This is a genomic window from Halomonas sp. SSL-5 (assembly GCF_030708455.1).
Classification (GTDB): domain Bacteria; phylum Pseudomonadota; class Gammaproteobacteria; order Pseudomonadales; family Halomonadaceae; genus Halomonas.
On record NZ_JAUYWF010000008.1, the window covers coordinates 1 to 26705 of the forward strand.

The window sequence follows — 26705 nt, forward strand, 5'->3', positions numbered from 1 at the left end:
GAGGCGACGCTGACCGACGGCGATACCGACACCGCGTCCAGCAAGATCGAGCTGGGCAGCCTGATCGGCTTCGAGGATGACGGCCCGGCGATTGAAGTCGGCGATGCCACCGGAACCTACTCGGATCCGGCCGAGGCTACAGGCACCTTCATCGACGACCCCGGAACCGATTGGTTTGGCGACCTTTCGATCACCTTCGATTCGTATCGGATCGACGGTGAGGATCCCATCTCAACGTCGGGTAACATCAACGTCACCTTCGTTGAGTCGGTCACCGATAAGACCTGGACAGGGAGCATCACCGATGACTTCAACGGGGACGGCGAGGACGAAACAGTCGATTTCACCCTGGGTGTCGACCTCGCCAACGACGAGTACACCGTCACCCTCGATACCCCGCCGGCCCAAAAAGTCACATTTTCGTCGGCGGATGGCTCGCTGGATGCCGGTGGTCCGGACCCGGTGCGGACACTGACCGTGACGGATGACTTTAAAATCGTGTTCTCTGCCGTGGATCCCACGACCGAACCGGGTGATATCTCGTCCTTCCTCAACGCGTTGGAGGCCGATATCGAAGCGGGGGCCGATTATCTGAGCGATGACGAGATGAACGTCAGCACCGCCGGCATCGGGAACGGCAACAACAACTTCGACGGTAACTCGCTCTCGGACATCGACGGGGAAACGACGCAAGGTGGAAAGGTCGACGAGAGCTTCGTTATCGATCCGACTGATGTCGACGTGAGCAGCGTCAAGGTATTCATCGACAACACGGTGGGGGGCTATGACACCTCTTCAGAAGAGCTCTATTACCTCGTCTACGACGCAGATGGAAACGCGGTGGGAGAGCCGACGCTGGTCACTAATAACATGCTTTCGGCAGAAGCGGGTGGCCAGGTCAGCTTCACGATCGGCGATGCCAATGGCCCGAACAACATCGATGCGGTGCAGCTGTTCATGGGCAGTGGGACTGTCAAGATCCCGGTGGTCGAGTTCACCACCTCGCAGGCGTTCGATCCGGACTCACTCGAGCTGAACTTCACCGCAACGCTCGAGGATGGCGACGAGGACACCGCGACGGACGACTTCACCGTTGACTTCAGCCCGGAGCCACCGGCGGAGGCATCCTCCGTAAGTCTCGACGACCCTGACGTGTTGCTTTAACCCAAACGGCGGGCCTGCCATCCGGTGGGTCCGCCCCTTGATGGTCTCGGGCCGACCCGCATCGCGGGCCGGCCCGCTTTCGTTGGTACGCCTCCCCCGATTCCCGCCATACTGCCTGTTAGTGGAAGGTAGAGGATCCGGCGTGCCCGAGTGCCGCCGGGGAGATGACCAGGACGGGAGAGCATGCACATGTCGACACTGACCTTTCTGGGCGCGGTGGGGGAAGTCACCGGGTCCCGCTACCTGCTCGAGGTGGACGGCGAGAGCGGGCCACACCGGCTGCTGCTGGAGTGCGGCCTGCACCAGGGCGGGGCGGACGCCGACCGCGCCAACGAGAAGCCCTTCGGCAAGCTGTTCGAAGAGCTCGAGGCGGTGGTGCTCTCCCACGGTCACCTGGACCACTCGGGCCTGCTGCCCAAGCTGGTCCGCGAGGGCTATCGCGGGCCCATTCACTGTACTCGCGGCACCCGCGACCTGCTGCAGATCATGCTCCAGGATGCGGCCTTCGTGATGGCCAAGGACATCGAGTGGGAGAACAAGTGGCGCAAGCGCAACGACAGGCCGCTGGTCGCACCGCTCTATGACCTCGATGACGTGGAGCAGACCCTCGCCCAGTGCGTCTCCCATCCCTATGGACAGCCGGTCAACCTGCCCGGCGGGGTGATCCTGGTGTTTCGCGATGCCGGGCATATCCTCGGTTCGGCCATCGTCGAGCTCAATGTGCCCTCCGGCGGCCAGCAGAAGCACCTGGTGTTCTCCGGCGACCTGGGCAATCCCAGCTCGGTGCTGATGAAGGACCCCGAGAAGCTCTATGAGGCCGACCTGGTGCTGATGGAGAGTACTTACGGCGACCGCGACCACCGCCCCCTGGAGGAGACCCTCGAGGAGTTCGCCAGGGTGCTGGAAGAGGCCCACGCCGATGGCGGCAACGTGCTGATCCCTGCCTTCGCGGTGGGGCGCAGCCAGGAGATCCTCTACCACCTGAGCGTGCTCTACCACGAGGGGCGGCTGCGCCAGCAGCTGGTGTTCCTCGACAGCCCCATGGCGATCCGGGTCACCGAGCTCTACCACCGGGCGCGCAAGGCGCTCGACCCCGAGGATCTCAAGGTGCTCAACAAGGCGGCCAGCGGCGACCCGGGCCAGTACCTGCCGGTGCTGCGCATGACCCGCACGGTGGAGGAATCCATGGCCATCAACCGCATCCACGGCGGGGCGATCATCATCGCCGGTGCGGGCATGTGCAACGGCGGGCGTATCGTGCACCACTTCCGTTACAACCTGGAGAAGAGCGCCACTCGGCTGGTGATCGTCGGCTTCCAGGCCGGGGGCACCATCGGTCGCCAGATCGTCGACGGCGCCGAGCGCATCCGCGTGTTCGGCCACGACCTGGCGGTGAAGGCCAAGGTGCACACCATCGGTGGCTTCTCGGCCCACGCCGGCCAGAGTCAGCTGATCGGCTGGGCCGGGGCCTTCCGCAACCGTCCACGCTTCTACCTGGTACACGGCGAGCCCGAGACCCAGAAGGTGCTCCAGGCCGCGCTGGCCGAGAGCGAGATTGAGGCACAGATTCCCGCTTACGGCGACCGTATCCAGCTGTGAGCCACCGTTCAGGAGGGGCTTGATGTGGGTCAAGGTGTGACGCCTTGCCACATGTCATCTCGGACGGGCTGGTCTAGCCTGTCGGTACCCGTCGGAGGACGCCTCCGCCCGGCCGTGCCCGCTCCGATCTTCACCTTCTGAATCCAAGCAACTTTTGCGACCAAGCATCGAGGAGAACGCCATGACCCGTAACGTGGGTGGTATCGACAGGATTGCCCGTATCGTGATCGGCGCGCTGCTGATCGGCCTGGCCCTGACCGGCGTCATCGGCGCCTGGGGCTGGATCGGTGTGCTGCCGCTGGCCACCGGCCTGTTCAACTTCTGCCCGGCCTACAAGCTGCTGGGCGTGAATACCTGCAAGCTGAAGAAGTAGCCAACGCCGGCTCCGGCTGGCTGATGATACGCGGCGCCCGCGGCCTCCTGGTCGCGGGCGCCGTGCGTTGGTGGCCTCCTCGCGGGCGGCCGTTGCGCGAAGGTTGTCGCGGTAGGGCTATCGGCCCCATGCAGTGGCACAATCGCCATATAGTTTATTTTAAGCTAAGCTTATTCCATATAAAGCAAGTGGTGATCGACCCACCGCAACACGCTATCGGAGGTATCCCATGAAGACCTTTGCCCTCTCGCCCAGCACCGGGGCCGGCAGCCCCGAGGTCGCCGGCTTCTTCGACCCGCGGACCTTCTCCATCCAATACGTGGTCAGCGATCCGGCCACCGGCAAGTGCGCCATCATCGACCCGGTGTACGACTTCGACGAGAAGTCCGGGGCTAGTGCCAGCCACCATGCCGATGAGCTGCTCGCCTACGTGAAGGAGAAGGGGCTCGAGGTAGAGTGGATCCTCGACACCCACCCCCATGCCGACCACTTCTCGGCGGCGCAGTACCTGAGCGAGCAGACGGGGGCGCCTACGGCCATCGGTGAGAAGGTGGTAGAGGTGCAGAAACTGTGGAAGGAGATCTACCACTGGCCCGGCTTCCCCGCCGATGGCTCCCAGTGGGATCGGCTCTTCGCCGAGGGTGACACTTTCGCCATCGGCGAGCTGGAGGCTCGGGTGATGTTCTCGCCGGGGCACACCCTGGCCTCGATCACCTATGTGGTGGGCGACGCGGCCTTCGTCCACGACACCCTCTTCCAGCCGGACTTCGGCACCGCCCGGGCCGACTTCCCCGGCGGCGATGCCCACCAGCTGTGGCGCTCGATCCAGGCGATCCTGGCACTGCCCGACGACACCCGGCTGTTCACCGGCCACGACTACATGCCCGATGGTCGCGCGCCGGAGTGGGAGAGCACGGTGCGTGAGCAGCGCGAAACCAACAAGCACCTGGCCGGCGGCGTCACCGAGGATGACTACACGGCGATGCGGGTCAAGCGCGACGGCGAGCTGCCCATGCCCAAGCTGATCCTGCACTCCCTGCAGGTGAATACCCTGGGCGGGCGCCTGCCGGAGCCGGAGGCCAACGGCAAGCGTTACCTGAAGATCCCGCTGGATGCCCTGGAGGGCGCCGCCTGGGAGTAATCCCCCGGCCGTGCTGGAACAGCGAGCCTCGCAGCCCTTGCCGCCGGGGCTCGTACCGTGGGGGAGGGTAGTCGGACCTTTATATAGCCTAATAATCTATTCTTAGAACGTGTTTTCGGCTATGCTGTCTCCATGCTTCGGCCAGCGACATCCGATGGAGGTTGTTTTCCATGTCCCAGCCAATCGTGACCCACTTCTTCGACGAGCCCACCAACACCTTCAGCTATGTGGTGCAGGACCCAGATAGCAAATCCTGCGCGATCCTCGACTCGGTGCTCGACTTCGACTATGCCGCCGGCCGCACCGACGTGCGCTCGGCCGACGAGATCATCGCCTTCGTGCGCGACAACGACCTCGAGGTTGAGTGGGTCCTCGAGACCCACGTGCACGCCGACCACCTCTCCGCCGCGCCCTACCTGCACGCAAAGCTGGGCGGGCAGACCGGCATCGGCGCCAACATCACCGTGGTCCAGGACGTCTTCGGCAAGGCCTTCAACGCCGGCACCGAGTTCGCCCGGGACGGCAGCCAGTTCGACCGCCTCTTCGAGGAGGGCGACACCTTTGCCATCGGCAACCTCGAAGGGCGAGTGCTGCACACCCCGGGCCATACGCCGGCCTGCCTTACCTACGTCATCGGCGATGCCGCCTTCGTCGGTGACACCCTGTTCATGCCCGACTATGGCACCGCGCGCTGCGATTTCCCCGGCGGCGACGCCCGCGCCCTCTACCGCTCCATCCAGAAGGTGCTGGCATTGCCGGACGAGACGCGTCTCTTCCTGTGTCACGACTACAAGGCGCCGGAGCGCGAGGCGTATCAGCACGAGACCTCGGTGGCCGAGCAGCGCGCCCACAACGTCCACGTCCACGAGGGCATCGGCGAGGAGGAGTTCGTGCAGATGCGCACCGAGCGCGACGCCACCCTGGGCATGCCCCGGCTGATCATTCCCTCGGTGCAGGTCAACATGCGCGCCGGCGAGATGCCACCCGCCGAGGACAACGGCCAGGTCTACCTCAAGGTGCCGATCAACAAGTTCTGAGAAGAGGAGAGTGCGTCCATGCAGATCCATGAGCTCGAACCCGGCTTCGCCATCACCGATGCCGTGACCCCCGCCGATCTCGACGAGGTCGCCCGTCGCGGCTTCCGTTCGGTGATCTGCAACCGCCGCCCCGGCGAGGCCGAGGACCATCCCGATGACCGTCCCCTCAAGGCGCGCGCCGCCGAGCTCGGTCTCGAGTGGTGCTGCATCCCGGTGACGCCGGGCGAGTACTCGGAGGGCGACATCGCCGCCTTCGGCGAGGCGCTGGAGACACTGCCGGCGCCGATCCTCGCCTTCTGCAAGACCGGCAAGCGTGCCGTGCACCTGTGGGCCCGCGCCCGCAGCCAGGGCGAGAGCTGCGATATTCCGGCGCTGCTGGCCGCTGCGCGGGCCGCCGGCCACGATCTGGAAGAGCATCGGCCGCATCTGGAAGCCGCCGCCGGGCAGCGTTGAGATGAACCCGAAACGCTATCTGCCGATCCTGCAGTGGCTGCCCGGCTATGGTCGGGCGACGCTTTCAAGCGACCTGCTGGCCGCGGTGATCGTCACCATCATGTTGATCCCGCAGTCGCTGGCCTATGCCATGCTGGCCGGGCTGCCAGCCGAGGTGGGGCTCTACGCCAGCATCGCGCCGCTGGTGGTCTATGCCGTGTTCGGCACCAGCCGCACCCTCTCGGTGGGGCCGGTGGCGGTGGTCTCGCTGATGACCGCCGCCGCGGTGGGGCAGGTGGCGCCTCAGGGCACGCCGGAGTATCTCGCGGCGGCCCTGGCCGTGGCGCTGATGTCGGGGCTGATGCTGACGCTGATGGGCGTGGCGCGACTGGGCTTCCTGGCCAACTTCCTGAGTCACCCGGTGATCTCGGGCTTCATCACCGCCTCCGGACTGATCATCGCGGCGAGCCAGCTCAAGCACGTGCTGGGCGTCGAGGCGAGCGGCCACAACCTGCTGGAGCTGGTGGTTGGACTGGGCAGCCAGCTGGGCAGCGTCAACCTGCCCACCCTGGTGATCGGCCTTTCGGTGCTTGCCTTCCTCTATGCCGCGCGGCGCTGGCTCAAGCCCGCCCTGGGTCGGCTCGGCGTGCCGGCGCGCCCGGCGGACATGCTCACCAAGGCGGCGCCGATCCTGGCCGTGGCCGCCACCACCCTGGCCAGCTGGGGGCTGGGCCTCGACGAGCACGGCGTGGCGGTGGTCGGCGCGGTGCCCGCGGGGCTTCCGCCACTGACCCTGCCCGCCTTCGACGCCGGCCTGTGGCGTGAGCTCGTCGTGGCGGCACTGCTGATCAGCATCGTCGGCTTCGTGGAGTCGGTGTCGGTGGGCCAGACCCTGGCCGCCAAGCGCCGCCAGCGCATCGACCCCGACCAGGAGCTGGTGGGCCTGGGCACCTCCAATATCGCCGCCTCGCTGACCGGTGGCATGCCGGTGACCGGTGGCTTCTCGCGTTCGGTGGTCAACTTCGACGCCGGCGCCGAGACCCCGGCCGCCGGTGCCTTCACCGCGGTAGGCATCGGCGTGGCGGCGCTGTTGCTCACTCCGCTGATCGCCTACCTGCCCATCGCCACCCTGGCGGCCACCATCATCGTCGCGGTGCTGTCGCTGGTCGACGTCGCGGCGATCAAGCGCACCTGGGACTATTCGCGCGGTGACTTCGCCGCCATGCTGGCCACCATCGCCGTTACCCTGGGTCATGGCGTGGAGAGCGGTATCATGGTGGGGGTGGGGCTGTCGCTGGCGTTGCACCTCTACCGCACCAGTCGGCCGCACAGCGCCGTGGTGGGGCGGGTGCCGGGCACCGAGCATTTCCGCAACGTGCAGCGCCACTCGGTCGAGACCGACGAGCGCCTGGTCATCCTGCGCGTCGACGAAAGCCTGTACTTCGCCAATGCGCGCTATCTGGAAGATACCGTGATGGAGCTGGCCGCCCGCCAGCCCGGCCTCGAGCACATCGTGCTGGCCAGCCAGGCGGTCAACGTCATCGACGCCTCGGCGCTGGAAAGCCTGGAGGCGATCAACGCGCGCCTCAGGGACTCCGGCGTGGCGCTGCACCTGGCCGAGGTCAAGGGCCCGGTGATGGATCGCCTGCAGCACACGGAATTCTGTCACGAGATGACCGGCAAGGTGTTCCTGAGCACCTTCGATGCCTGGCAGGAACTGCGCGGCGTGGTCGACGGCCGCCTGTCGCGGCGCTGCGCCGAGATGCAGCTGGGCGCCGTGCCGGGCTCGACCTTCGACGACGAGGCACAGCCGCATCCGCGGCTGCCCTGACGACAGCGCCCCGGTGTTACAGGGGTCTGGTGATAACAGCCAGCGAGGGGCGCGGGGGCTTGCCGCCGGGTCAGCCCCACGCATGACAAGCTAACCAAATACGTTATGAGACCATAGGAGAAACAAGCGTGGACTGGAGTTCATCCCTGCAGGGACTGGCCGGCGGCGTGCTGATTGGCCTCTCTGCCACCTGGCTGATGGCCACCCTGGGCCGAATCGCCGGCATCAGCGGCATCATCGGTAACCTGATCACCGCCCGGCCGAAGGGCGACAGCGCCTGGCGCCTCACCTTCCTGCTCGGCCTGATCAGCAGCCCGCTCGTGGTGATGCTGCTGGGCGGCGGCCTGGGCAACGTCGCCGGCGGTGCCGTCGACGCGACCGGTCGCGTGATCGGCGAGCCCGCCGGCGGCGTGGCGCTGATGCTCGTCGCCGGCCTGCTGGTGGGCCTGGGTACCGGCCTGGGCAGCGGCTGCACCAGCGGCCACGGGGTCTGCGGCCTGTCGCGGCTCTCGGTGCGCTCGATGGTGGCGACCGTCACCTTCCTGGTGATGGCGATCATCACCGTGTTCGTGGTTCGGCACGTGATCGGAGGTGGCGCATGAAGACGCTCATGGGCTATATCGCCGGGCTGATCTTCGGCCTGGGACTGGCCGTCTCCGGCATGACCGACCCGGCCCGGGTGTTGGGCTTCCTCGACCTCGCCGGCGCCTGGGACCCGACCCTGATGTTCGTGCTCGGCGGTGCCGTGGTTACCAACTTCATCGGCTACCGGCTGGTCTTCAAGCGCACGGCCCCGATCTACGGTGAGGCCTTCCAGCTGCCTACCCGCCAGGACCTCGACGCCCGGCTGATCGGCGGCTCGGCGCTGTTCGGCATCGGCTGGGGGCTTTCCGGCTACTGCCCGGGGCCGGCCATCGCCTCCATCGCCGGGCCTACCATGCCGCTGGTGGCGATGCTGGTGGCGATGGTCGCCGGCTGGTTCCTGGCCAGGGCGATCCCCGCCCGGAGCTGAGCCTGACCTGCGTCAAGCGACGCCCCCGCAGGCCCCGCCAGCGGGGGCGTCGTCGTCTACGACCAATGGATCGCCGCGGGCGGCTTATAACCCTATAACCATTAACGCAGGCTTAATGGGGCGGTGACAGGATGTCGCACAACGAGAGGACCCGATGCCATGCACGTTCTACTGATCGAGGATGACGCCCTGGTAGCCTCTGGCATTCGCGCCGGGCTCGCCGTTCACGACTATGTCGTCGATCATGTGGCCTCCATCGCCGAGGCGCGTCGCGCCCTGGAGAGCGTCGACAGCGACGTGGTGATCCTCGACCGTGGCCTGCCCGACGGTGATGGCCTGAGCCTGCTCGAGGAGTGGCGAGACGCCGGGGTGACCACGCCGGTGCTGGTGCTGACCGCCCGCGATGCGGTCAGCGACCGGGTGGCGGGGTTGCAGGGCGGTGCCGACGATTACCTGGTCAAGCCCTTCGACCTCGACGAACTGGTGGCCCGGCTGCAGGCGCTGCTGCGGCGTGCGGCGGGGCGGTCGCATCCGCTGATCGAGCACGGTGCCCTGTGCCTCGACCCGGTGGCCCGTGAGGTCAGCCTCGACGGCCGCCCGGTCGCGCTCTCGCGCCGCGAGCTGGTGCTGCTGGAGGCCTTCCTGCAGGCGCCGCGCAGCGTGCTCTCGGCGGACCAGCTCAAGGACAGCCTCTACGGCATGAGCGAGGACGTGGAGAGCAACGCCCTCAACGTGCATATCCACCACCTGCGGCGCAAGCTCGGCAGCGAGCTGATCGAGACGGTACGCGGGCTGGGCTACCGGCTGGGGCCGCCGCTGGGTGAGTCCGCCGAGAAGGGCCGTTCGTGAGCCTGCGCACACGGCTGCTGGTGACCCTGGGCGTCACCCTGGTGCTGCTCTGGGGGCTGGCCGCCGCCTGGCTACTGCGGGACCTGGAGGAGCAGTTCGTGGCCACCCTCGACCAGCGTCTCGCCCAGTCGGCGCGCATGGTCGCGGGACTCATGGCCCAGCTGCCCCAGGAGGTGTGGCTCCAGGCCGACCGGCGGGCGCTATCGATCCCGCCCATCGAGGGGCTGGCCTGTCAGGTGCACTCGCCGCGCGGCGAGATCATGGCCCAGACCCACACCGACCTGGAGTCGATCCTGGCGGTGGGCGAGGTCGGCGGGCACGCCTACCGCGAGGAGGGCGGCGTGACCTGGCGGGTGTTCACCTACGAGCGGGGCGGGCTGACCATCACCACCGCCGACCGCATGGATGAGCGCGACCTGCTGCTCGGCAATGTCATCAAGGTGGCCACGGTGCCCTTCGTGGTGGCCATGCTGGGCAGCCTGGTGGCGCTGTGGATCGGCGTGGTGCGCGGGCTGTCGCCCCTTGCCCGGCTGCGTGACTCCCTGGCGCGGCGTCATCCGGATGCCCTGGCGCCGGTGGCCACCTACGGGGTGCCCGGCGAGCTGCGTCCGCTGGTGGAGACCCTCAACGGCCTGCTGGCCCGCGTCCAGCAGGCCATCGTCCGCGAACAGCGCTTCACCAACGATGCCGCCCACGAGCTGCGCACGCCCCTCACCGCCATCAAGACCCACCTGCAGGTGGCCGGCCGGGTGGAGGGCGAGGCGGCGCGCGAGGCCGTCGCCTACGCTGAGGAGGGCGTCGAGCGCCTGGCGCGGATCCTCGACCAGCTGCTGATGCTGGCACGGGTGGAGGGGCGTCTGGCCTTCGAGGACGGCAGCCTGTGCCGCCCCGCCGAGGTGGTGGCCCTGGCGCTGCGCGATAGCGGTGCGCCGACCTCGCGCTTCGAGCTGCCCGAGGCGTGGCCCGAGGCGCCCCTGGCGCTGCCGCGGGAGCTGGCGGTGACCGCGCTGCGCAACCTGATCGATAACGCGCTGCGCCACGGCGGCGAGGCGTCTCGGGTGACCCTCGATGTGGAGGGCGATAACCACACTACCCTGACCTTCCGGGTGATCGACCATGGGCCCGGCGTCGATGACGAAGCCCTGGAGCAGATGGCCAGGCGTTTCTGGCGTGCCAGCAAGCAGCATGGCAGTGGCCTGGGGCTGGCCATCGTGGTGGCCATCGCCGAGCGTTTCGGCGGTGACCTGAAGTTTGTCCGTCCCGCGAGGGGTGGGCTGGAGGCTCGCCTGACCTTTCCGGTGCAGGCAAGTACCGTTGCCCCCTGAGGGGCCATGACGAAGACAAAACGACACGAAAGAGGGGAATACCGATGACCAGCAAGAGGATCGCGAGCGGGCTCGGCCTGCTGCTGGGCGCCGGCCTGGCCGCCGGCCAGGCCGTGGCGCTCGAGGGAGACGCCGAGCGTGGCCAGGCGGCCGCGGGCACCTGCGTGGCGTGCCACCAGGCCGATGGCAGCGGCATGAACGTGCCGGGCGGGCAGTCCTGGCCGCGCCTGGCGGGGCTCGGTGCCGACTACATCGCCAAGCAGTTGCACGACTTCCAGGAGGGGCGCCGCCAGAACGCCAGCATGATGCCCTTCGCCAACATGCTCGATGACCAGCAGATCGCCGACGTGGCGGCCTACTACAGCCAGCTGCCTGCCACCCAGGGCGACGGCGGTGACGTCGATGAGGCGTTGCTGGCCCGCGGCGAGCAGCTCGCCCTGCGCGGCGACTGGGACGAGTACATCGTTTCCTGCAAGAGCTGCCACGGCCCCGGCAACCAGGGCGCGGGCAGCACCTTCCCGGGCATCGCCGGCCAGCACGCCGGCTACATCGAGAGCCAGCTGCACGCCTGGCAGGCCGGCGAGCGCAGCAACGACCCGCAGAACCTGATGGGGGCCATCGCCAACCGCATGAGCGACGATGACATCACCGCCGTGGCGGCCTGGCTGGCCAGTCAGCCGGCGACCGACGAGTAAGGGGGAACAGACCATGATCAATCGCAGCAAGGCGCTGGCACTAGCCGGTGCGACCCTGGCCGCCAGCGCAAGCCTGGTCGCCTGGGCAGAGACCGACGGCCATCCCTACGACAAGCTGGTGGAAATGGGCTATCCGGCGCCCCAGGAGGGCGAACTGGTCCACGTGCCGCCGACCATGGCGGACCTCGAGGCCGCCGATATGAAGCCGGCAACCAAGGCCGTCATCCGCCGTGGCTACGAGCTGTTCACCAACACCCAGCAGCTGCGCGGCGAGAATGTCTTCAACGACATGAACTGCTCCAGCTGCCACCTGGGCGAGGGGCGTCAGCCCTTCAGCGCCCCGGTGTGGCCGGCGGCGGTGACCCTGCCGGACTTCCGTGGCAAGAACCAGCACGTCAACAACCTGGAGGAGCGCATCGCCGGCTGTTTCGCCTACTCCATGAACGGCACCCCGCCGGCGTACGGCAGCGACGACATGCTGGCGCTCTCCGCCTACCACCAGTGGCTCGCCAAGGGCGCGCCCGTGTATCCGGATCAGCCCATCTACGGGCGCGGCTTCCCGGCGCCGGAGCGTCCCGAGAGCCTGAGCTACGCGAACGGCGAGGCGCTCTACGTGGAGAACTGCGCGGTGTGCCACAGCGAGGACGGCTCGGGCCTCTACCAGGACGGCGAGTACGTGTTCCCCGCCCCCTGGGGCGACGGCTCCAACAACTGGGGCGCCGGCATCGTGCGCACCCACACCGCGGCCGGGTTCATCAAGAACAACATGCCGCTGGGCCAGCCGCTGTCGCTCTCCGACCAGGAAGCCTGGGACATCGCCTACTACATGACCCAGCAGGAGCGCCCGCAGGATCCGCGCTACACCGGCAGCGTGGACGAGGTGCTGGAGAAGTTCGGCCCCACCTTCCACAAGCACTCCAGCTACGGCCAGGAGCGTGAGGTCGACGGCCACCGCCTCGCCGATCACGCCAACTGGGGCGAGAAGGGCGAGGAGGTCAAGCCCTGGAACGTCGGTCAGCCGCGCTTCGAGGACCTCGACGTCGAGTAGGAGCCCGATTTATCGGCGATGACTGAGCCCCCGCCCGGCAGTGCCTGGCGGGGGCTGTTTCGTCAGTAGCCGCGTGGGCGGGAGTACGACTGCGCTCAGGGCGCCGGGCCGCCCATGGCCTCCTCGAGGCGCTCGGGGCTGGGCACGCCCTCGATGCGATCGACCCGGTCGCCGTCGCGAAAGAGGGTGGTCGGCGTGGCCATGAAGCCCAGCGAGTCGAACAGCTGGTTGTTGGCGTAGACCTGCTCCTCGACCTCGCGTGACTGGGGGCCGGCCTCGATCTCCTCGCCGTCGCCGCTGTGGGCGTGGAGGGCGGCGGCGGGATCGTCGGCGCCGAGCAGGGCGGCGGCCTTGGCCGGGCTGTCCGAGGCCAGCACGCCGATCATGATATGGCGCAGCTGCACCTCGCCGGCCTCGACCCAGGGCCGGGCCTCTTGCCAGAACTGACGGCAGTAGGGGCAGTTGGGGTCGGTGAAGGTGTAGACGATGCGCTCGGCGTCGGGGTTGCCGTCGGCGATCCAGTGGCTCGCCTCCAGATCCTGCCACACCTCGGCGAACTGGGCGGCGCGCACGTGCTTGTCCAGCGCGGGTTCGGAGAGGTTGTTGCCCTCGGCATCGACCAGGGTGCCGACGATGGCGTGCTCGCCACCCGGCAGCAGGTAGATGGCCACTTCGCCGGCGGAGTGGCTGGCGCCGTAGCCGGTCAACCCGGCTGGGCCCTCGAACTCGCCGTGGATGGTCAGGCCCTGCTCGGTGAGGGCCTCCACCGGGGCGGGCCAGTGCTCGTCGGCTAGGGCGGGGAGGGCGGCGGCGAGGCCCAGCGTCAGGGAAGGCAAGAGGTAGCGCATCGCAAGGTCCTGTGGGTGGTGGTCAGCAGGCGGGGGGTCTACACCAGACCGCCCGGGGCGTCTCGGGTTTCCCATCCTGGCACGCGCTGATTAGTTAGGGGTTAAGCGGGGCAGAGTGTCGCAGGCCTGCGCGCGCTTGTCCTGTCGCGCTAAGCTGGAAATCCTTACCTGCTTCAGGAGTATCACATGCGCCTTCTCTCTCTTCTCGTCGCCGCGGGGCTGACCCTCACCAGCGGCCTGGCCAGCGCCGACTCACTGAGCATCGAGGGCGCCCATGTGCGTGCCGTGCCGCCGGTCTCCACCACCACCGCCGCCTTCATGCAGCTTCACAACGCCGGTGATGCCGATCGCGCCCTGGTGGCGGCGAGCACCCCGGCGGCCCGGGTGGCGGAGTTGCACAACCATGTCGACGTGGACGGGGTGATGCAGATGCGCCAGGTGAAGGCGATCCCGGTGCCGGTGGGCGAGGGCGCTCGCCTGGCACCGGGCGGCTACCATCTGATGCTGATCGACCTGGCCGTGCCGCTGCACGAGGGAGACGAGGTGGCGCTCTCGCTGACCTTCGACGACGGCCAGACCCTCGAGGTGGCGGCCCCGGTGCGCCGCATCGAGACCATGGGCCACGGCATGCCCGAGGAGAAGGCCGAGGAGATGCCCGAGGGGAAGGCCGAAGGGATGTCGCACTCGGCCCACTGAGGCGGCGCTGCTGGGCGGGCGGGGCTCGAGTCAGTACAATACGACGAGTCCCGTTTCCCCATTCTGGAACCCTGCCATGCACTGTCCCTTCTGCGGCACCCACGACACCAAGGTCACCGACTCGCGGTTGGTCGCCGAGGGGGATCAGGTGCGTCGGCGTCGCCAGTGCGTGGCCTGCGGCGAGCGCTTCACCACCTACGAGACCGCCGAGCTGATCATGCCGCGGGTGATCAAGGGCGACGGCTCCCGCGAAGCCTTCAACGAGGAGAAGCTGCGCGCCGGTATGCTGCGCGCCCTCGAGAAGCGTCCGGTCAGCGCCGAGGCCATCGAGGCCTCGGTGCAGCGCATCCGCCAGACCCTGCGCGCCCGTGGCGAGCGCGAGATCCATGCTCGCGACATCGGCGAGGCGGTAATGGCCGCGCTGCGCGGCCTCGACCAGGTCGCCTATATCCGCTTCGCCTCGGTCTACCGCCGCTTCCAGGACATCGACGAGTTCCGCGCCGAGATCGATCGCCTCGCCCAGGACCCCGACCAGACGCCCCCTCGCTGACCCGGAGCCCCCCATGGCCCACCCCACGCCACCGCATGCCTGGATGGCCCGCGCCCTCGAGCTGGCCCGGCGCGGCCTCTACACCACCCACCCCAACCCCCGGGTCGGCTGCGTGCTGGTCAAGGACGGTCGCGTGGTGGGGGAGGGCTACCATGCCCGCGCCGGCGAGCCCCATGCCGAGGTGCACGCCCTCAACGCCGCAGGCGAGGCGGCCCGCGGCGCCACCGCCTACGTGACGCTGGAGCCCTGCTCCCACCAGGGGCGCACCGGGCCCTGCGCCCAGGCGCTGATCGAGGCCGGCGTGGCCCGTGTGGTAGTGGCCATGGAGGACCCCAATCCGGCGGTGGCCGGCCGCGGCATCGCGATGCTGCGCGAGGCCGGCATCGAGGTGACGGTGGGCATCGCCGAGGACGAGGCCCGGGCGCTCAACGCCGGCTTCGTGCGCCGCATGGACCACGGCCGCCCCTTCGTGCGCCTGAAGATGGCCATGAGCCTCGACGGCCGCACCGCCATGCGGTCCGGCGAGTCGCAGTGGATCACCGGCCCCGAGGCGCGGCGCCAGGTGCAGCGCCTGCGTGCCCGCTCCAGTGCCGTGCTCACCGGGGTGGAGTCGGTGATCTTCGACAACTCGCGACTCACCGTGCGCGCCGACCAGCTCGGCCTGCCCGAGGCCGAGGCCATCGCCGCCCGTCAGCCGCTGCGGGTGATCGTCGACAGTCGGCTGCGCCTGCCCGAGGCGGCGGCCTGCCTCACCGAACCGGGACGCACCCTGGTGGTGACGGTGGAAGGGGTAGAGCCCGAGCGCATCGAACGGCTCACCCGCGCCGGGGCCGAGGTGCTGACCCTGCCCGCCGGCGCCGAGGGCCGGGTCGACCTCGACGCCCTGTTGCGCCACCTGGCCGAGGTCGAGCAGGCCAACGAGGTGCTGCTGGAGACCGGCGCGACCCTGGCCGGCGCCATGCTCGATGCCGGCCTGGTCGACGAGATGCAGCTCTTCGTGGCGCCCACCCTGCTCGGCGGCGACGCCCGGCCGCTGTTCCAGCTCGCCGGCATCGAGACCATGGCCCACCAGCGCGGCCTGGAGATCCTCGATATCCGCGCCGTGGGGCAGGACTGGCGCATCACCGCCCGGCCGCGTCGCCGGGTGGCTCCCGGTTAACCCAGGCAGGGCTCTTTACTGGCGCCCGCTGCCGCGCCAAGGTACCCTGACGCCGTTTCGAGGCGAGGCGACGCCTGTGGACGACGTGACTGTCGCCGCCTGCCGACGCCTGCCACGCAGAATTTCTGGAGATCTCATGGTGCACGCCACTGCCGGGGGCCTGGCCCCCATCGAGGACCTGATCGAGGACATCCGTCAGGGCAAGATGGTGATCCTGATGGACGATGAGGATCGCGAGAACGAAGGCGACATCATCATGGCCGCCGAGATGGTCCAGGCCGAGCACATCAACTTCATGGCTCGCCATGCCCGCGGCCTGATCTGCCTGCCGATGACCCGCAGTCGCTGCGAGCGCCTCAAGCTGCCGCTGATGGTCAACGACAACGGCTCCGGCTTCGGCACCAAGTTCACCCTCTCCATCGAGGCCACCGAGGGCGTCACCACCGGCATCTCCGCCGCCGACCGCGCGCGCACCGTGCAGGCCGCCGTGGCCCGCGATGCCCGCCCCGAGGATATCGTCCAGCCCGGTCATATCTTCCCGCTGATGGCCGAACCCGGCGGCGTGCTGCGCCGCGCCGGCCATACCGAGGCCGCCTGTGACCTGGCCTCCCTGGCCGGCCTCGACCCCAGCGGCGTGATCTGCGAGATCATGAACGACGACGGCACCATGGCCCGCCGCCCCGAGCTCGAGCGCTTCGCCACCGAGCACGGCCTGAAGATGGGCACCATCGCCGACCTGATCCACTATCGCATCCACAACGAGCAGACCGTGGATCACGAGGAGTCGACCACGGTCAACACCGCCCATGGTGAGCTCGCCCTGCATGTCTTCCGCGACAGCATCCAGGGCGCCCATCACCTGGCGCTGGTCAAGGGCCGGCCGAGCCCCGAGATGCCGACCACGGTGCGCGTTCACCTGGCCGATACCATGCGCGACCTGCTCTGCCTGCAGAAGGGCGAGGGGGGGCACTGGACCTCCCACGAGGCGATCGCCGAGGTGGCGCGCAGCGAGCGCGGGGTCTTCGTGCTGCTTGATCATGGCCGGCCGCGCCTCGACCTGCGCGACCAGCTCGATATCTTCCTCGAGCGCAAGCGTGCCCCGCGCACCAGCGATTCCGACGGCGCCGGCAACTACCTGACCATCGGCACCGGCTCGCAGATCCTGCGCCACCTGGGCGTGGGCCAGATGCGCCTGCTCAGCTCGCCCTGGAAGTTCTCGGCGATCTCGGGCTTCGACCTGGAGGTAGTGGAGCGCCTGGGGCCGGAGGATCTCCCGGCGGGTGCCGACGCTGCCGACGGCGAGTGACACGGCGCCTCCCCTCGGCACTCCCATCACCTACTCTCATTCAATTCCGGGCGCGGCATGGCCGCGCCGGTGAGCCTCAGCAGGAAACCGATATGGAACCCATTTCTCAACTGGAAGGCAGCTTCGTCGACGTCGACGGTCGCTACGTGATCGTGGTGGGGCGCTTCAACCACCACGTGGTGGACAGCCTGGTAGAGGGCGCCGTGGATATCCTGGTGCGCCATGGCGTCGATGCCGAGAACATCGACATCGTCCATGTGCCCGGCGCCTGGGAGCTGCCCCTGGCGGTCAAGCAGGTGCTCAAGGTGGCGCGCCCCGAGGCCGTCATCGCCCTGGGCGCGGTGATCCGCGGCGGCACCCCGCACTTCGAGTACGTGGCCGGTGGCTGCAACGCGGCCCTGGGCAACCTGCAGCTGGAGTTCGAGACCCCCATCGCCAACGGTGTGCTCACCGTCAACTCCATCGAGCAGGCCATCGAGCGCTCCGGCACCAAGGCCGGCAACAAGGGCGCCGAGGCGGCCATGGCGGCCATGGAGATGGTCTCGCTGATGCGCCAGCTGGGCGGTGGCGCCGAGGAGGAAGCATGAGACGCGAGCGCGGGCCCTCGAAGGCGCAGCAGGGGCGGCGCGCCGCCCGTGAACTGGCGGTGCAGTGTCTCTACCAGTGGCAGATGACCGGTAAGTCGATGAGCGCGGTGGAGGTGGAGTTCCGTAGCCAGCTGGCCGACGACGACCTCGAGGACCACGAGAACTGGCACAAGGTCATGGAGATCGCCGACCTGGCGCTGTTCCATGAGCTGGTGCACAACGTGTCACGTTTCCGCGCCGACCTCGATGCCTCCATCGCGCCGCTGCTCGACCGCAAGCTCGAGGAGCTCGACGCCATCGAGCTGGCCATCCTGCGTCTGGGCGCCTACGAGCTCTCGCGGCGCCTGGAGGTGCCGTACCGGGTGGCCATCAACGAGGGCGTCGAGCTGGCCAAGTCGTTCGGGGCCACCGACGGCCACAAGTACGTCAACGGCATCCTCGACAAGCTTGCCGGGCGCCTGCGCGGCGCCGAGGTGGCCGCCCGCCGCCGCTGAAGGGAAACCGGATGCATAGCGAATTCGACCTCATCGCGCGCTACTTTACCCCCGCCACCCCCGACCCCGAGTCCGGGGTGGTGATGGGCGTGGGCGACGACTGCGCGCTGCTGGCGCCCACCCCGGGCCGGCGGCTGGCGGTGAGCGTCGATACCTCCGTGTGCGGGGTGCACTTCCCCCCCGACGCCCCGCCCGAGGCGGTAGGCCACCGGGCCCTGGCGGTCAGCCTCTCCGACCTGGCCGCCATGGGCGCCAGGGCCCGCTGGTGCTTCATGTCGCTGTCGCTTGAGGAGAGCGAGGACGCCTGGCTGGAGGGCTTCTCGCGTGGGTTCCTGGCGCTCTGCGAGGCGACCGGCACCCGCCTGGCCGGCGGCGACATCACCCGCGGTGAACTGGCCATCGGCGTCACCGTGATGGGCGAGGTAGCCCCCGACGCGGCCATGACCCGGGGCGGCGGTCGTCCCGGCCACCTGCTGGCGGTGACCGGGGCCCTGGGCGGCGGCGCCGGTGGCCTGGCGGCATGGCAGGCGGGCGAGCGCGACCCCGCCCATCCGCTGCTGCGTCGCTACCTCATGCCCCAGCCGCGGCTGGCCGCCGGCGAGGCCCTGGCCGGGTTGGCCACGGCCGCGGTGGATATCTCCGACGGGCTGTTGGCCGACCTGGGGCATATCCTCGAGCACTCCGGGGGCGGCGCCCATCTCGAGCCCGAGACGCTACCCCTGGCCGAGGGGCTGGTGGCGGCGCTGGGCGAGGAGGGCGCGCGTCAGGCGGCGCTGGTCGGCGGCGATGACTACGAACTGCTGGTGTGCCTGCCCGCCGAGCGGCTGGACGAGGCCCGGCAACGCCTGGCGGCGCTTGCGTTGCCGCTGACCGTGGTCGGCCACCTGACCCAGTCACCCGGCGTGAGCGGCGTGCCGGCGGCCCGGCGCACCGGCTGGCAGCACTTCCGCGGCGCCCCCCCGGGAGGCACTTCATGAATCGAGCCCCATCCAGCGTCTGGCATCGCCCCTCCCACTTCCTGGCCTTCGGCCTGGGTAGCGGCACCGTGCCCTGGGCACCGGGTACCTTCGGCACCCTGGCGGCCATCCCCTTCTACTGGCTGCTCTCCGAGCTGCCGCTCTCCTGGTACTGGGGCGTCGTCTTCATCGCCTTCGTATGGGGTGTATGGCTGTGCGAGAAGACTTCCCGTGACCTCGGCGTCCACGACCATTCGGGCATCGTCTGGGACGAGTTCGTGGGCTACTGGATCACCATGGCGGCGGTCCCCTTCTCCTGGGAGGCGGCGCTTTGGGGGTTTTTGGTGTTCCGGGTATTCGACGTGATCAAGCCGTTCCCCATCCGCTGGGCCGACCGTCATGTGGCCGGCGGCTTCGGCATCATGATCGACGATGTCCTCGCCGGCATCTATGCCTGGAGCCTCATGCACCTCTGGTTCTGGCTACACTAGACCGGTACGGCGGGTTTTCGCTGAGGCCGTAGCCGGCGTCGCAGGGAAGGGAGTCACCATGCGCAAGGAACGACTGATCGTGCCGGTGGTGGTAGGGCTGGCGCTGGTCTGGGCGGTGGCCCAGTATGCCGCCTCGCTGCTCTTCGAGCGCGAACTGATGCGCACGCTGAACGACCTGGAGGCGCGCGGCGAGCTGGTGGTCGAGCGTGAGGCCATCGAGCGCGGCTGGCTCTCCTCGTCGGGACGCGTGCTGATCGCCCCGCTGCTGGGCGACGGCTGGCAGCTCGCGCTCACCTATACCGCGCGTCACGGGGTGCTCAGCACCCGCCTGCACGGCGAGGTTCAGCCCTCCCTGGGCCCGGCGCGCCAGCGCCTGTTCGGCGATGCGCTGCCTTCCGCGGCACCCCGCTGGCATGCGCGCTACCAGACCCTGGGTGGCGCTCTCAAGGGCAGCGTCGGACTGGCCCCCTTCCTGATTCGCCAGGGCCAGCGCGAGCTCGACTTCCAGGGGGGGCAGGTCACCTTCGGCGGCGAGTATGGCGACTGGTGGCTGCGCGCCCGGCTCAAGCCGCTGCGCCTCACCGACGGCGTCGTCAGCCTGGAGGCCGGCCCGGCCAGCCTGGAGAGTCGCTACGCCTACACCGCCGATGCCCACCACTTCACCCAGCACGACCTGCTGCGCCTGGAGCGGGTCGCCTGGCGCCAGCAGGATCTCGAGCTGGATGGTAGCGAGCTGCTCTACAGCAGCCGCATGCAGCTGGATGACAGCGAGCTGCGCATCGACGGTGAGCTCAACCTGGGGCAGCTGATGGCCGCCGAACAGGTGCTGCTGACCGGAAGGGTGGAAGCCCAGTTCTCGCGACTCCATGCCGAGGCCCTGCGTACCCTGCTGAGCCGGCTGCGCGAGGAGGTGATGATGGCAGGCAGCGACACCCCGACACCCCGCGAGCTCATCGCGCGGCTGGAACCGGAGCTCAAGGCGCTGCTGCAGGATTCGCCGCGCCTGGATATTACCGCGGTGGACCTCGACAGCCCCATGCTGGGCCTCTCCGCCCAGGGGGAGGGGGCGCTGATCTTCGACCCGCGGCGTCTCGATGAGCTCAGCGTCTCCCGCCTCGATGAACCCGCCGAGCAGGCCCGCTGGCGCAGCCGCCTGGATGGCGACTTCGTGTGGCGCGAGGTGCCCACCGTGGTGGCCCTGTGGCTGGGGCTGCCCCTGGACACCACGGAGCTGGCGGTGGACGTGGTGCGAGGCACGGTGCGCGTCAATGGCCGCCCGCTGCCCCCGCTATGGCGCTGATTGGGCTTGAAATTCTGCGGCGTCGCCCGCATCCCATAACCCATCGGCATATGCCCAACCGTTTGGACAGGGAGACCCCATGAGCGACGACCAGGACCGCCACGCGTCTGACGAGCCGGAATGGATCCACGACGAGCACGAGCAGGACGAAGACCTCGACCTCGGCGAGCCGTCCGGTGACAGCAAGCGTTCCATGGTGCCGGCTCGCGAGACGCTGCCCGAGCGCATCTACCTGCTGCCCATCCATAACCGCCCCTTCTTCCCCGCCCAGGTACAGCCGCTGGTGATCAACCGCGAGCGCTGGGAGGAGACCATCGAGCGTGTCGCCAAGACCCCGCACCATACCGTGGGCCTGGCCTTCGTCGGCGAGGCCGCTTCGGAGGCAATGGATCACGACGACTTCCCCGAGATCGGCACCGCGGTGAAGATGCACAAGCTGCAGGGCGAGGATGATCAGCTGCAGTTCATCGCCCAGGGCCTGCAGCGCTTCCGTATCCAGCGCTGGATCTCCCGGGAGCCGCCCTACCTGGTGGAGGTGAGCTACCCCCGCGAGCCGGTGGACGCCGAGGCCGACGAGGCGCGCGCCTACGCCATGTCGCTGATCAACGGCATCAAGGAGCTGCTGCCGATCAACCCGCTCTACGGCGAGGAGCTCAAGCACTACCTCAACCGCTTCAGCCCCCACGAACCGGGGCCGCTCACCGATTTCGCCGCGGCCATCACCTCGGCCAAGGGGCACGAGCTGCAGGACGTGCTGGCCACCCTGCCGGTGCTTTCGCGCATGCAGAAGGTGCTGCCGCTGCTGCGCAAGGAGATCGAGGTCGCCCAGCTGCAGAGCGAGATCAGTGACCAGGTCAACGCCCAGATGCAGGATCGCCAGCGCGAGTTCTTCCTGCGCGAGCAGCTAAAGGTGATCCAGCGCGAGCTGGGCATCTCCAAGGACGACCGTGAGAACGACGTCGACACCTTCCGCGACCGCCTCGAGGACCTGGTGGTGCCGCCCAAGGTGCTGACCCGCATCGAGGAGGAGCTCGACAAGCTCGCGGTGCTGGAGACCGGCTCGCCGGAGTACGGCACCACCCGCAACTACCTCGACTGGCTGACCAGCATGCCCTGGGGGGTGCGCAGCCAGGACCAGCTCGACCTGCCCCACGCCCGCACGGTGCTCGACCGCGACCACGACGGCCTGGCCGACGTCAAGGAGCGCATCGTCGAGTTCCTCGCCGAGGGCACCTTCAAGGGCGACGTGGGCGGCTCCATCGTGCTGCTGGTGGGCCCGCCCGGGGTGGGCAAGACCTCCGTGGGCCGCTCCATCGCCGAGGCCCTGGGCCGCGAGTTCTACCGCTTCTCGGTGGGCGGCATGCGCGACGAGGCGGAGATCAAGGGCCACCGGCGCACCTACATCGGCGCCATGCCCGGCAAGCTCGCCCAGGCGCTCAAGGAGGTCGAGGTCGAGAACCCGGTGATCATGCTCGACGAGATCGACAAGATGGGGCAGTCCTTCCAGGGCGACCCCGCCTCGGCGCTGCTCGAGGTGCTCGACCCCGAGCAGAACGTCGACTTCCTCGACCATTACCTGGACGTGCGCCTGGACCTCTCCAAGGTGCTCTTCGTGTGCACCGCCAACACCCTGGACTCGATTCCGCCGGCGCTGCTCGACCGCATGGAGCAGATCCGCCTCTCCGGCTACATCGCCGAGGAGAAGATGGCCATCGCCAGGAACCACCTGTGGCCCAAGCTGCTCAAGCGCGACAACATCCCCAAGAAGCGCATCAACCTCACCGATGCCGCCCTGCGCCAGGTGATCGAGGGCTACGCCCGCGAGGCGGGGGTGCGCCAGCTCGAGAAGCAGCTGCACCGCATCGTGCGCAAGGCGGCGGTCAGGCTGCTGGAGAACGACCAGCAGTCGGTGAAGGTCTCGGTGAAGAACCTCGAGGAGTACCTGGGGGCCCCGCTGTTCCGCAAGGAGCAGGTGCTCGAGGGCGAGGGCGTGGTCACCGGCCTGGCCTGGACCTCCATGGGCGGCGCCACACTGCCCATCGAAGCCGGCAAGGTGCACTCGCTGACCCGCGGCTTCAAGCTCACCGGCAAGCTCGGCGAGGTGATGCAGGAATCCGCCAACATCGCCTACAGCTATGTGCTGGGCCACCTGGCCGAGTATGGCGCCGACGCCGACTTCTTCGACTCCGCCTTCGTGCATATGCACGTGCCGGAGGGGGCCACGCCCAAGGATGGCCCCTCGGCGGGGGTGACCATGACCACCGCACTGCTCTCGCTGGCCAAGCACCAGGCCATCGATCGCAATCTGGCGATGACCGGTGAGCTGACCCTGACCGGACATGTGTTGCCGGTGGGCGGTATCCGCGAGAAGGTGATCGCCGCCCGGCGCAGCGGCATCTTCGAGGTGATCCTGCCCGACGCCAACCGTCGCGATTACGACGAGTTGCCCGAGCACCTCAAGGAGGGGGTCACCGTGCACTTCGCCAGGCGCTACAAGGATGTGGCCAGGGTGGTGTTCGGCTGATGAAACGACCGGCAGCCCTGATCCTGACACTGGTAGCGGCGGGCGGCGCCACCGCCGCGGAGCGCACGCTGACCGTCTATACCTATGACTCCTTCGTCTCCGAGTGGGGGCCGGGGCCCGCCATCGAGGCGGCCTTCGAGGCGCGCTGCGCCGACTGCGACCTGCGCTTCGTGGCACTCGACGGCGGTGTCGACATCCTCCAGCGCCTGCGCCTGGAGGGGGAGGGCAGCGGCGCCGACCTGGTGCTCGGCCTCGACATGAACCTGATGGCCGAGGCCCGTGAACTCGACCTGCTGGCGCCCCATGGCGTCGACACAAGCGCGCTCGAGCTGCCCATCGAGTGGGACGACGACACCTTCCTGCCCTTCGACTGGGGCCACTTCGCTTTCGTCTACGACCGCGAGCAGCTCGAGGCGCCGCCGGGCAGTTTCGCCGAACTGCTCGAGGCCCCGGAGGACGTCAAGATCATCCTCCAGGACCCGCGCACCAGCGTTACCGGCCAGGGGCTGCTGCTGTGGATGAAGCATGTCTATGGCGATGCGGCGCCCGAGGCCTGGGAAAGGCTCAACGAGCGGGTGCTCACCGTGACCAACGGCTGGAGCCAGGCCTACTTCTCGTTGTTCATGAACGGCGAGGCGCCCATGGTGCTCTCCTACGCCACCTCGCCGGCCTACCACATGGCGGTGGAGGAGACCGACCGCTACCAGGCCGCCGAGTTCGAGGAGGGCCACTACCTGCAGGTGGAGACCGCGGCGAGGCTGCGTTCGAGCGACGAGCCCGAGCTGGCCCGGGACTTCCTGGCATTCATGCTGACCCCGGACTTCCAGCGCCATATCCCGCTGGGCAACGTGATGAACCCGGCCATCGACCTGGGCGATGAGCTGCCCGCGGTGTTCGAGCGGCTGATCGACCCCGAGAGCCTCACCTTCACCCCCGAGGAGGTGCGCGACAACCGCCGTGCCTGGATCCGCGAGTGGCTGAACGCGGCGGCGCGCTGACGCCGCCGCGCTGGGCGCGCCCCTCACCCTGGCCGCCGGGGCTGGGGCTCGCCGCCCTGGCGCTGGTGGCGGGGCTGGGGCTCGGCAGCCTGGCCGCACTGCTGTGGCAGACCCGGGCGCTGCACCCGGCCATGCTGTGGCAGGAGCCATGGCTCGCCGCCATCCTGCGTTTCACCCTGTGGCAGGCCACGCTCTCCACGCTGCTCAGCGTGGGGCTCGCCGTGCCCGTGGCGCTGGCCCTGGCGCGGCGGCCCGCCTTCCCGGGTCGGGCCCTGCTGCTGCGCGCCATGGAGCTCTCGCTGGTGTTGCCGACGCTGATCGGCCTGTTCGGCCTGGTGGCGGTGCACGGCCGGCGCGGCTGGGCGGCGCCGCTCTGGGAGTGGCTCTTCGGCCTCGAGGCGGGCTACCTCTACGGCCTCTCCGGCATCGTGCTGGCCCATGTGTTCTACAACCTGCCGCTCGCCGCGCGGCTGATGCTCCAGGCGCTGGAGACGGCGCCGGCGGCCCACTGGCGCCTGGCCGCCCAGCTGGGGCTCACCCGCGGTGCCATCTGGCGCACCCTGGAGTGGCCCCGCCTGGCATCGCTGCTGCCGCGGCTGGCGGCGCTGGTCTTCACCCTCTGCTTCACCAGCTTCGCCATCGTCATGACCCTGGGCGGCGGGCCGCGCAGCTCCACCCTGGAGGTGGCGATCTACCAGGCGCTCAAGTTCGACCACGACCTCGCGCTTGCCGCCCTGCTGGCGCTGACCCAGTTGACGATCTGCCTGGGCCTGTGGCTGCTGGCGCTCTCCCGGGGCGGGGCGCCCTTGCTGATGGTAGGCAGCGTGCGCCTGCCGTCTCTGGGGCGCTGGCGCCGCCGCGACGCCGCGGGCCCCTCGCGCTGGGTGGACGCCGCCTGGCTGCTGGCCTTGGCCGCGCTGCTGGTTCCGCCCCTGGCGGCCATCGTCATCGCCGGCCTGGGTGGGCTCGCCGAGTTGCCCCGGGCGTCGAGCCTGTGGCCGGCGGCGGCGAGGAGCCTCGCCATGGCGCTGGGGGCGGGCCTCGGCGCGCTCGCCCTGGCGCTGGCGCTACTGGCCGGCAGCCGTTGGTTGCGCCGCGCTGGGCAGGGTGCCCTGGGCCTGGCGATGGAGGGCGGCGGCCAGTTGATCCTGGTGGTGCCGGCGCTGGTGCTGGGCACCGGGCTCTTCCTGCTGCTGCGCCCCACCCTGGGCAGCGGCTGGGAGGGTTATGGGCTGGTGGTGCTGGTCAACGCCCTGATGGCGCTGCCCTTCGCCATGCAGGTGCTGCGCGGGGCGCTGCCGGGGCTCACCGCCCCCGAGGCGCGCCTGGCCGACCAGCTCGGTGTGCGCGGGGCCGCAAGGCTGCGCTGGCTGACCTGGCCGCGGTTGCGCCGTCCGCTGGCCCTGGCACTGGCCTACGCCATGACGCTGTCGCTGGGTGACTTCAGCGTCATCGCCCTGTTCGGCAGCCCTTCCGCCCCGACCCTGCCGATGCTGCTCTACCAGCAGCTGGGCGGCTATCGCTGGCAGGGGGCGGCGGCCACTGCCTTGCTGCTGCTGGTGCTGGTGACCCTCACCTTCGCCGCGCTGGGCGGCCTGACCCGCCGCCCGCCACGCCCGCGCTGGAGACCCTGATGCTCGACTGCCGCGACCTGACCTTCCACTATGACCGCGCCGATCCCGGCGAGACACCGGCGTTCTCCTTCACCTTCCACCTGGCCCCGGGGGAGTGCCTCTCGGTGGAGGGACCCTCGGGCTGTGGCAAGAGCACATTGCTGGGGCTGCTGGCCGGCTTCCTCGAGCCCGAGGGCGGCACCATTGCCTGGCGGGGGGAGGACCTGCTGGCGCGGCCGCCCTGGGAGCGCGGCATCACCACCGTCTTCCAGGAGCACAACCTCTTCGACCACCTGCCGGTATGGGCCAACCTGGGGCTCGGCCTGGCGCCCGACCTGCGGCTCAGCGCCGACCAGCGCCGGCGCATCACCGAAGGCCTTGCCGAGGTGGGGCTCGCCGGCCTCGAGGCGCGCCTGCCCAGCGAGCTCTCCGGTGGCCAGCGCCAGCGGGTGGCGCTGCTGCGGGCACTGCTGCGGGGCTCGCCCCTGCTGCTGCTCGACGAGCCCTTCACCGGCCTCGACGAGGCCACCCGCGAGGGCCTGTGGGCGCTGGTGCGCCGCCAGCAACAGCAGGGCACTGCGGTGATCCTGGTCAGCCACGACCGCGACGATATCGATGCCCTGGCCGATCGCCGCTGCCGGCTGGAGGCGGGGCGGTTGGTGCCGCTCGCCTGAGCC

General features: G+C 69.2%; 27 protein-coding genes. 26 read left to right on the forward strand and 1 reads right to left on the reverse strand.

Translation table 11 applies throughout. The features are described 5' to 3' along the window. From RAN53_RS10470 to RAN53_RS10530, 13 genes are all read left to right on the forward strand, one after another. On the forward strand, window positions 1-1164 hold a 1164-nt coding region (locus RAN53_RS10470; RefSeq protein WP_305796763.1), incomplete at its 5' end, for a hypothetical protein. Window positions 1165-1353: 189 nt separating this feature from the next. Continuing rightward, window positions 1354-2763, forward strand: a complete 1410-nt coding sequence (locus RAN53_RS10475; RefSeq protein WP_305796764.1) for an MBL fold metallo-hydrolase RNA specificity domain-containing protein — start codon at window positions 1354-1356, stop codon at window positions 2761-2763. Between the two features lie 181 nt (window positions 2764-2944). Beyond that, window positions 2945-3136: a DUF2892 domain-containing protein gene (locus RAN53_RS10480; protein ID WP_305796765.1), complete on the forward strand. Its 192-nt coding sequence runs from the start codon at window positions 2945-2947 to the stop codon at window positions 3134-3136. Window positions 3137-3365: 229 nt separating this feature from the next. Continuing rightward, window positions 3366-4277, forward strand: a complete 912-nt coding sequence (locus tag RAN53_RS10485; protein ID WP_305796766.1) for an MBL fold metallo-hydrolase — start codon at window positions 3366-3368, stop codon at window positions 4275-4277. Between the two features lie 170 nt (window positions 4278-4447). Further along, window positions 4448-5314 (forward strand): MBL fold metallo-hydrolase, encoded by an 867-nt coding sequence (locus RAN53_RS10490; RefSeq protein WP_305796767.1) that lies wholly within the window; start codon window positions 4448-4450, stop codon window positions 5312-5314. 18 nt (window positions 5315-5332) lie between these two features. Then, on the forward strand, window positions 5333-5767 hold the full coding sequence (locus RAN53_RS10495) for a TIGR01244 family sulfur transferase (protein WP_305796768.1): 435 nt from the start codon (window positions 5333-5335) through the stop codon (window positions 5765-5767). 1 nt (window position 5768) lies between these two features. After that, window positions 5769-7577 carry a SulP family inorganic anion transporter gene (locus RAN53_RS10500; RefSeq protein WP_305796769.1) on the forward strand — a complete coding sequence of 603 codons (1809 nt, stop codon included), beginning with the start codon at window positions 5769-5771 and terminating at the stop codon, window positions 7575-7577. A 128-nt stretch (window positions 7578-7705) separates the two neighbouring features. Continuing rightward, window positions 7706-8179: a YeeE/YedE family protein gene (locus RAN53_RS10505; protein WP_305796770.1), complete on the forward strand. Its 474-nt coding sequence runs from the start codon at window positions 7706-7708 to the stop codon at window positions 8177-8179. Beyond that, window positions 8176-8589, forward strand: a complete 414-nt coding sequence (locus RAN53_RS10510; RefSeq protein WP_305796771.1) for a DUF6691 family protein — start codon at window positions 8176-8178, stop codon at window positions 8587-8589. The genes RAN53_RS10505 and RAN53_RS10510 overlap by 4 nt, the downstream gene beginning before the upstream one ends. A 159-nt stretch (window positions 8590-8748) precedes the next feature. Continuing rightward, window positions 8749-9438, forward strand: coding sequence for a response regulator transcription factor (locus RAN53_RS10515; RefSeq protein ID WP_305796772.1), 690 nt, complete (start codon window positions 8749-8751; stop codon window positions 9436-9438). After that, window positions 9435-10763, forward strand: a complete 1329-nt coding sequence (locus tag RAN53_RS10520) for an ATP-binding protein (RefSeq protein WP_305796773.1) — start codon at window positions 9435-9437, stop codon at window positions 10761-10763. The genes RAN53_RS10515 and RAN53_RS10520 overlap by 4 nt, the downstream gene beginning before the upstream one ends. Window positions 10764-10807: 44 nt before the next feature. Then, window positions 10808-11458: a c-type cytochrome gene (locus RAN53_RS10525; RefSeq protein ID WP_305796774.1), complete on the forward strand. Its 651-nt coding sequence runs from the start codon at window positions 10808-10810 to the stop codon at window positions 11456-11458. Window positions 11459-11471: 13 nt separating this feature from the next. Continuing rightward, window positions 11472-12506, forward strand: a complete 1035-nt coding sequence (locus RAN53_RS10530) for a c-type cytochrome (protein WP_305796775.1) — start codon at window positions 11472-11474, stop codon at window positions 12504-12506. A 95-nt stretch (window positions 12507-12601) separates the two neighbouring features. Here RAN53_RS10530 and dsbG read toward each other — a convergent pair whose 3' ends face one another. After that, complete coding sequence (dsbG, locus tag RAN53_RS10535) at window positions 12602-13354, reverse strand: thiol:disulfide interchange protein DsbG (RefSeq protein ID WP_305796776.1); 753 nt, start codon at window positions 13352-13354, stop codon at window positions 12602-12604. Window positions 13355-13540: 186 nt separating this feature from the next. Between dsbG and RAN53_RS10540 the strand changes: the two genes are divergently transcribed. The 13 genes from RAN53_RS10540 to RAN53_RS10600 all read left to right on the forward strand — a co-directional run bounded on the left by RAN53_RS10540 (window position 13541) and on the right by RAN53_RS10600 (window position 26702). Further along, a complete protein-coding gene (locus tag RAN53_RS10540) occupies window positions 13541-14050 on the forward strand; it encodes a copper chaperone PCu(A)C (RefSeq protein WP_305796777.1) in 510 nt (169 codons plus the stop codon). Window positions 14051-14126: 76 nt separating this feature from the next. Next, window positions 14127-14600, forward strand: coding sequence for a transcriptional regulator NrdR (gene nrdR, locus RAN53_RS10545; protein WP_305796778.1), 474 nt, complete (start codon window positions 14127-14129; stop codon window positions 14598-14600). 13 nt (window positions 14601-14613) lie between these two features. Next, complete coding sequence (ribD, locus tag RAN53_RS10550) at window positions 14614-15759, forward strand: bifunctional diaminohydroxyphosphoribosylaminopyrimidine deaminase/5-amino-6-(5-phosphoribosylamino)uracil reductase RibD (protein ID WP_305796779.1); 1146 nt, start codon at window positions 14614-14616, stop codon at window positions 15757-15759. A 136-nt stretch (window positions 15760-15895) separates the two neighbouring features. Beyond that, entirely contained in the window at window positions 15896-17065 is a 1170-nt protein-coding gene (gene ribBA / locus RAN53_RS10555) for a bifunctional 3,4-dihydroxy-2-butanone-4-phosphate synthase/GTP cyclohydrolase II (RefSeq protein ID WP_305796780.1), read from the forward strand. Between the two features lie 92 nt (window positions 17066-17157). Further along, window positions 17158-17652, forward strand: coding sequence for a 6,7-dimethyl-8-ribityllumazine synthase (gene ribE, locus RAN53_RS10560; protein ID WP_161431084.1), 495 nt, complete (start codon window positions 17158-17160; stop codon window positions 17650-17652). Then, window positions 17649-18146: a transcription antitermination factor NusB gene (nusB, locus tag RAN53_RS10565; protein ID WP_161431086.1), complete on the forward strand. Its 498-nt coding sequence runs from the start codon at window positions 17649-17651 to the stop codon at window positions 18144-18146. Before ribE ends, nusB begins: the two co-directional genes overlap by 4 nt. 11 nt (window positions 18147-18157) lie before the next feature. Next, entirely contained in the window at window positions 18158-19123 is a 966-nt protein-coding gene (gene thiL / locus RAN53_RS10570; RefSeq protein WP_305796781.1) for a thiamine-phosphate kinase, read from the forward strand. Continuing rightward, entirely contained in the window at window positions 19120-19593 is a 474-nt protein-coding gene (locus RAN53_RS10575; RefSeq protein ID WP_305796782.1) for a phosphatidylglycerophosphatase A, read from the forward strand. The genes thiL and RAN53_RS10575 overlap by 4 nt, the downstream gene beginning before the upstream one ends. A 58-nt stretch (window positions 19594-19651) precedes the next feature. Then, the gene (locus RAN53_RS10580) at window positions 19652-20893 is read left to right on the forward strand and encodes a DUF945 family protein (protein WP_305796783.1); all 1242 of its coding nucleotides are present in this window, start codon (window positions 19652-19654) and stop codon (window positions 20891-20893) included. Between the two features lie 79 nt (window positions 20894-20972). Then, window positions 20973-23417 carry an endopeptidase La gene (lon, locus tag RAN53_RS10585; protein ID WP_305796784.1) on the forward strand — a complete coding sequence of 815 codons (2445 nt, stop codon included), beginning with the start codon at window positions 20973-20975 and terminating at the stop codon, window positions 23415-23417. Then, window positions 23417-24415, forward strand: a complete 999-nt coding sequence (gene thiB / locus RAN53_RS10590; RefSeq protein WP_305796785.1) for a thiamine ABC transporter substrate binding subunit — start codon at window positions 23417-23419, stop codon at window positions 24413-24415. Before lon ends, thiB begins: the two co-directional genes overlap by 1 nt. Then, window positions 24391-26049 carry a thiamine/thiamine pyrophosphate ABC transporter permease gene (gene thiP, locus RAN53_RS10595; protein ID WP_305796786.1) on the forward strand — a complete coding sequence of 553 codons (1659 nt, stop codon included), beginning with the start codon at window positions 24391-24393 and terminating at the stop codon, window positions 26047-26049. Before thiB ends, thiP begins: the two co-directional genes overlap by 25 nt. Next, entirely contained in the window at window positions 26049-26702 is a 654-nt protein-coding gene (locus RAN53_RS10600; RefSeq protein ID WP_305796787.1) for an ATP-binding cassette domain-containing protein, read from the forward strand. The genes thiP and RAN53_RS10600 overlap by 1 nt, the downstream gene beginning before the upstream one ends. The last annotated feature ends 3 nt before the right edge of the window (window positions 26703-26705 follow it).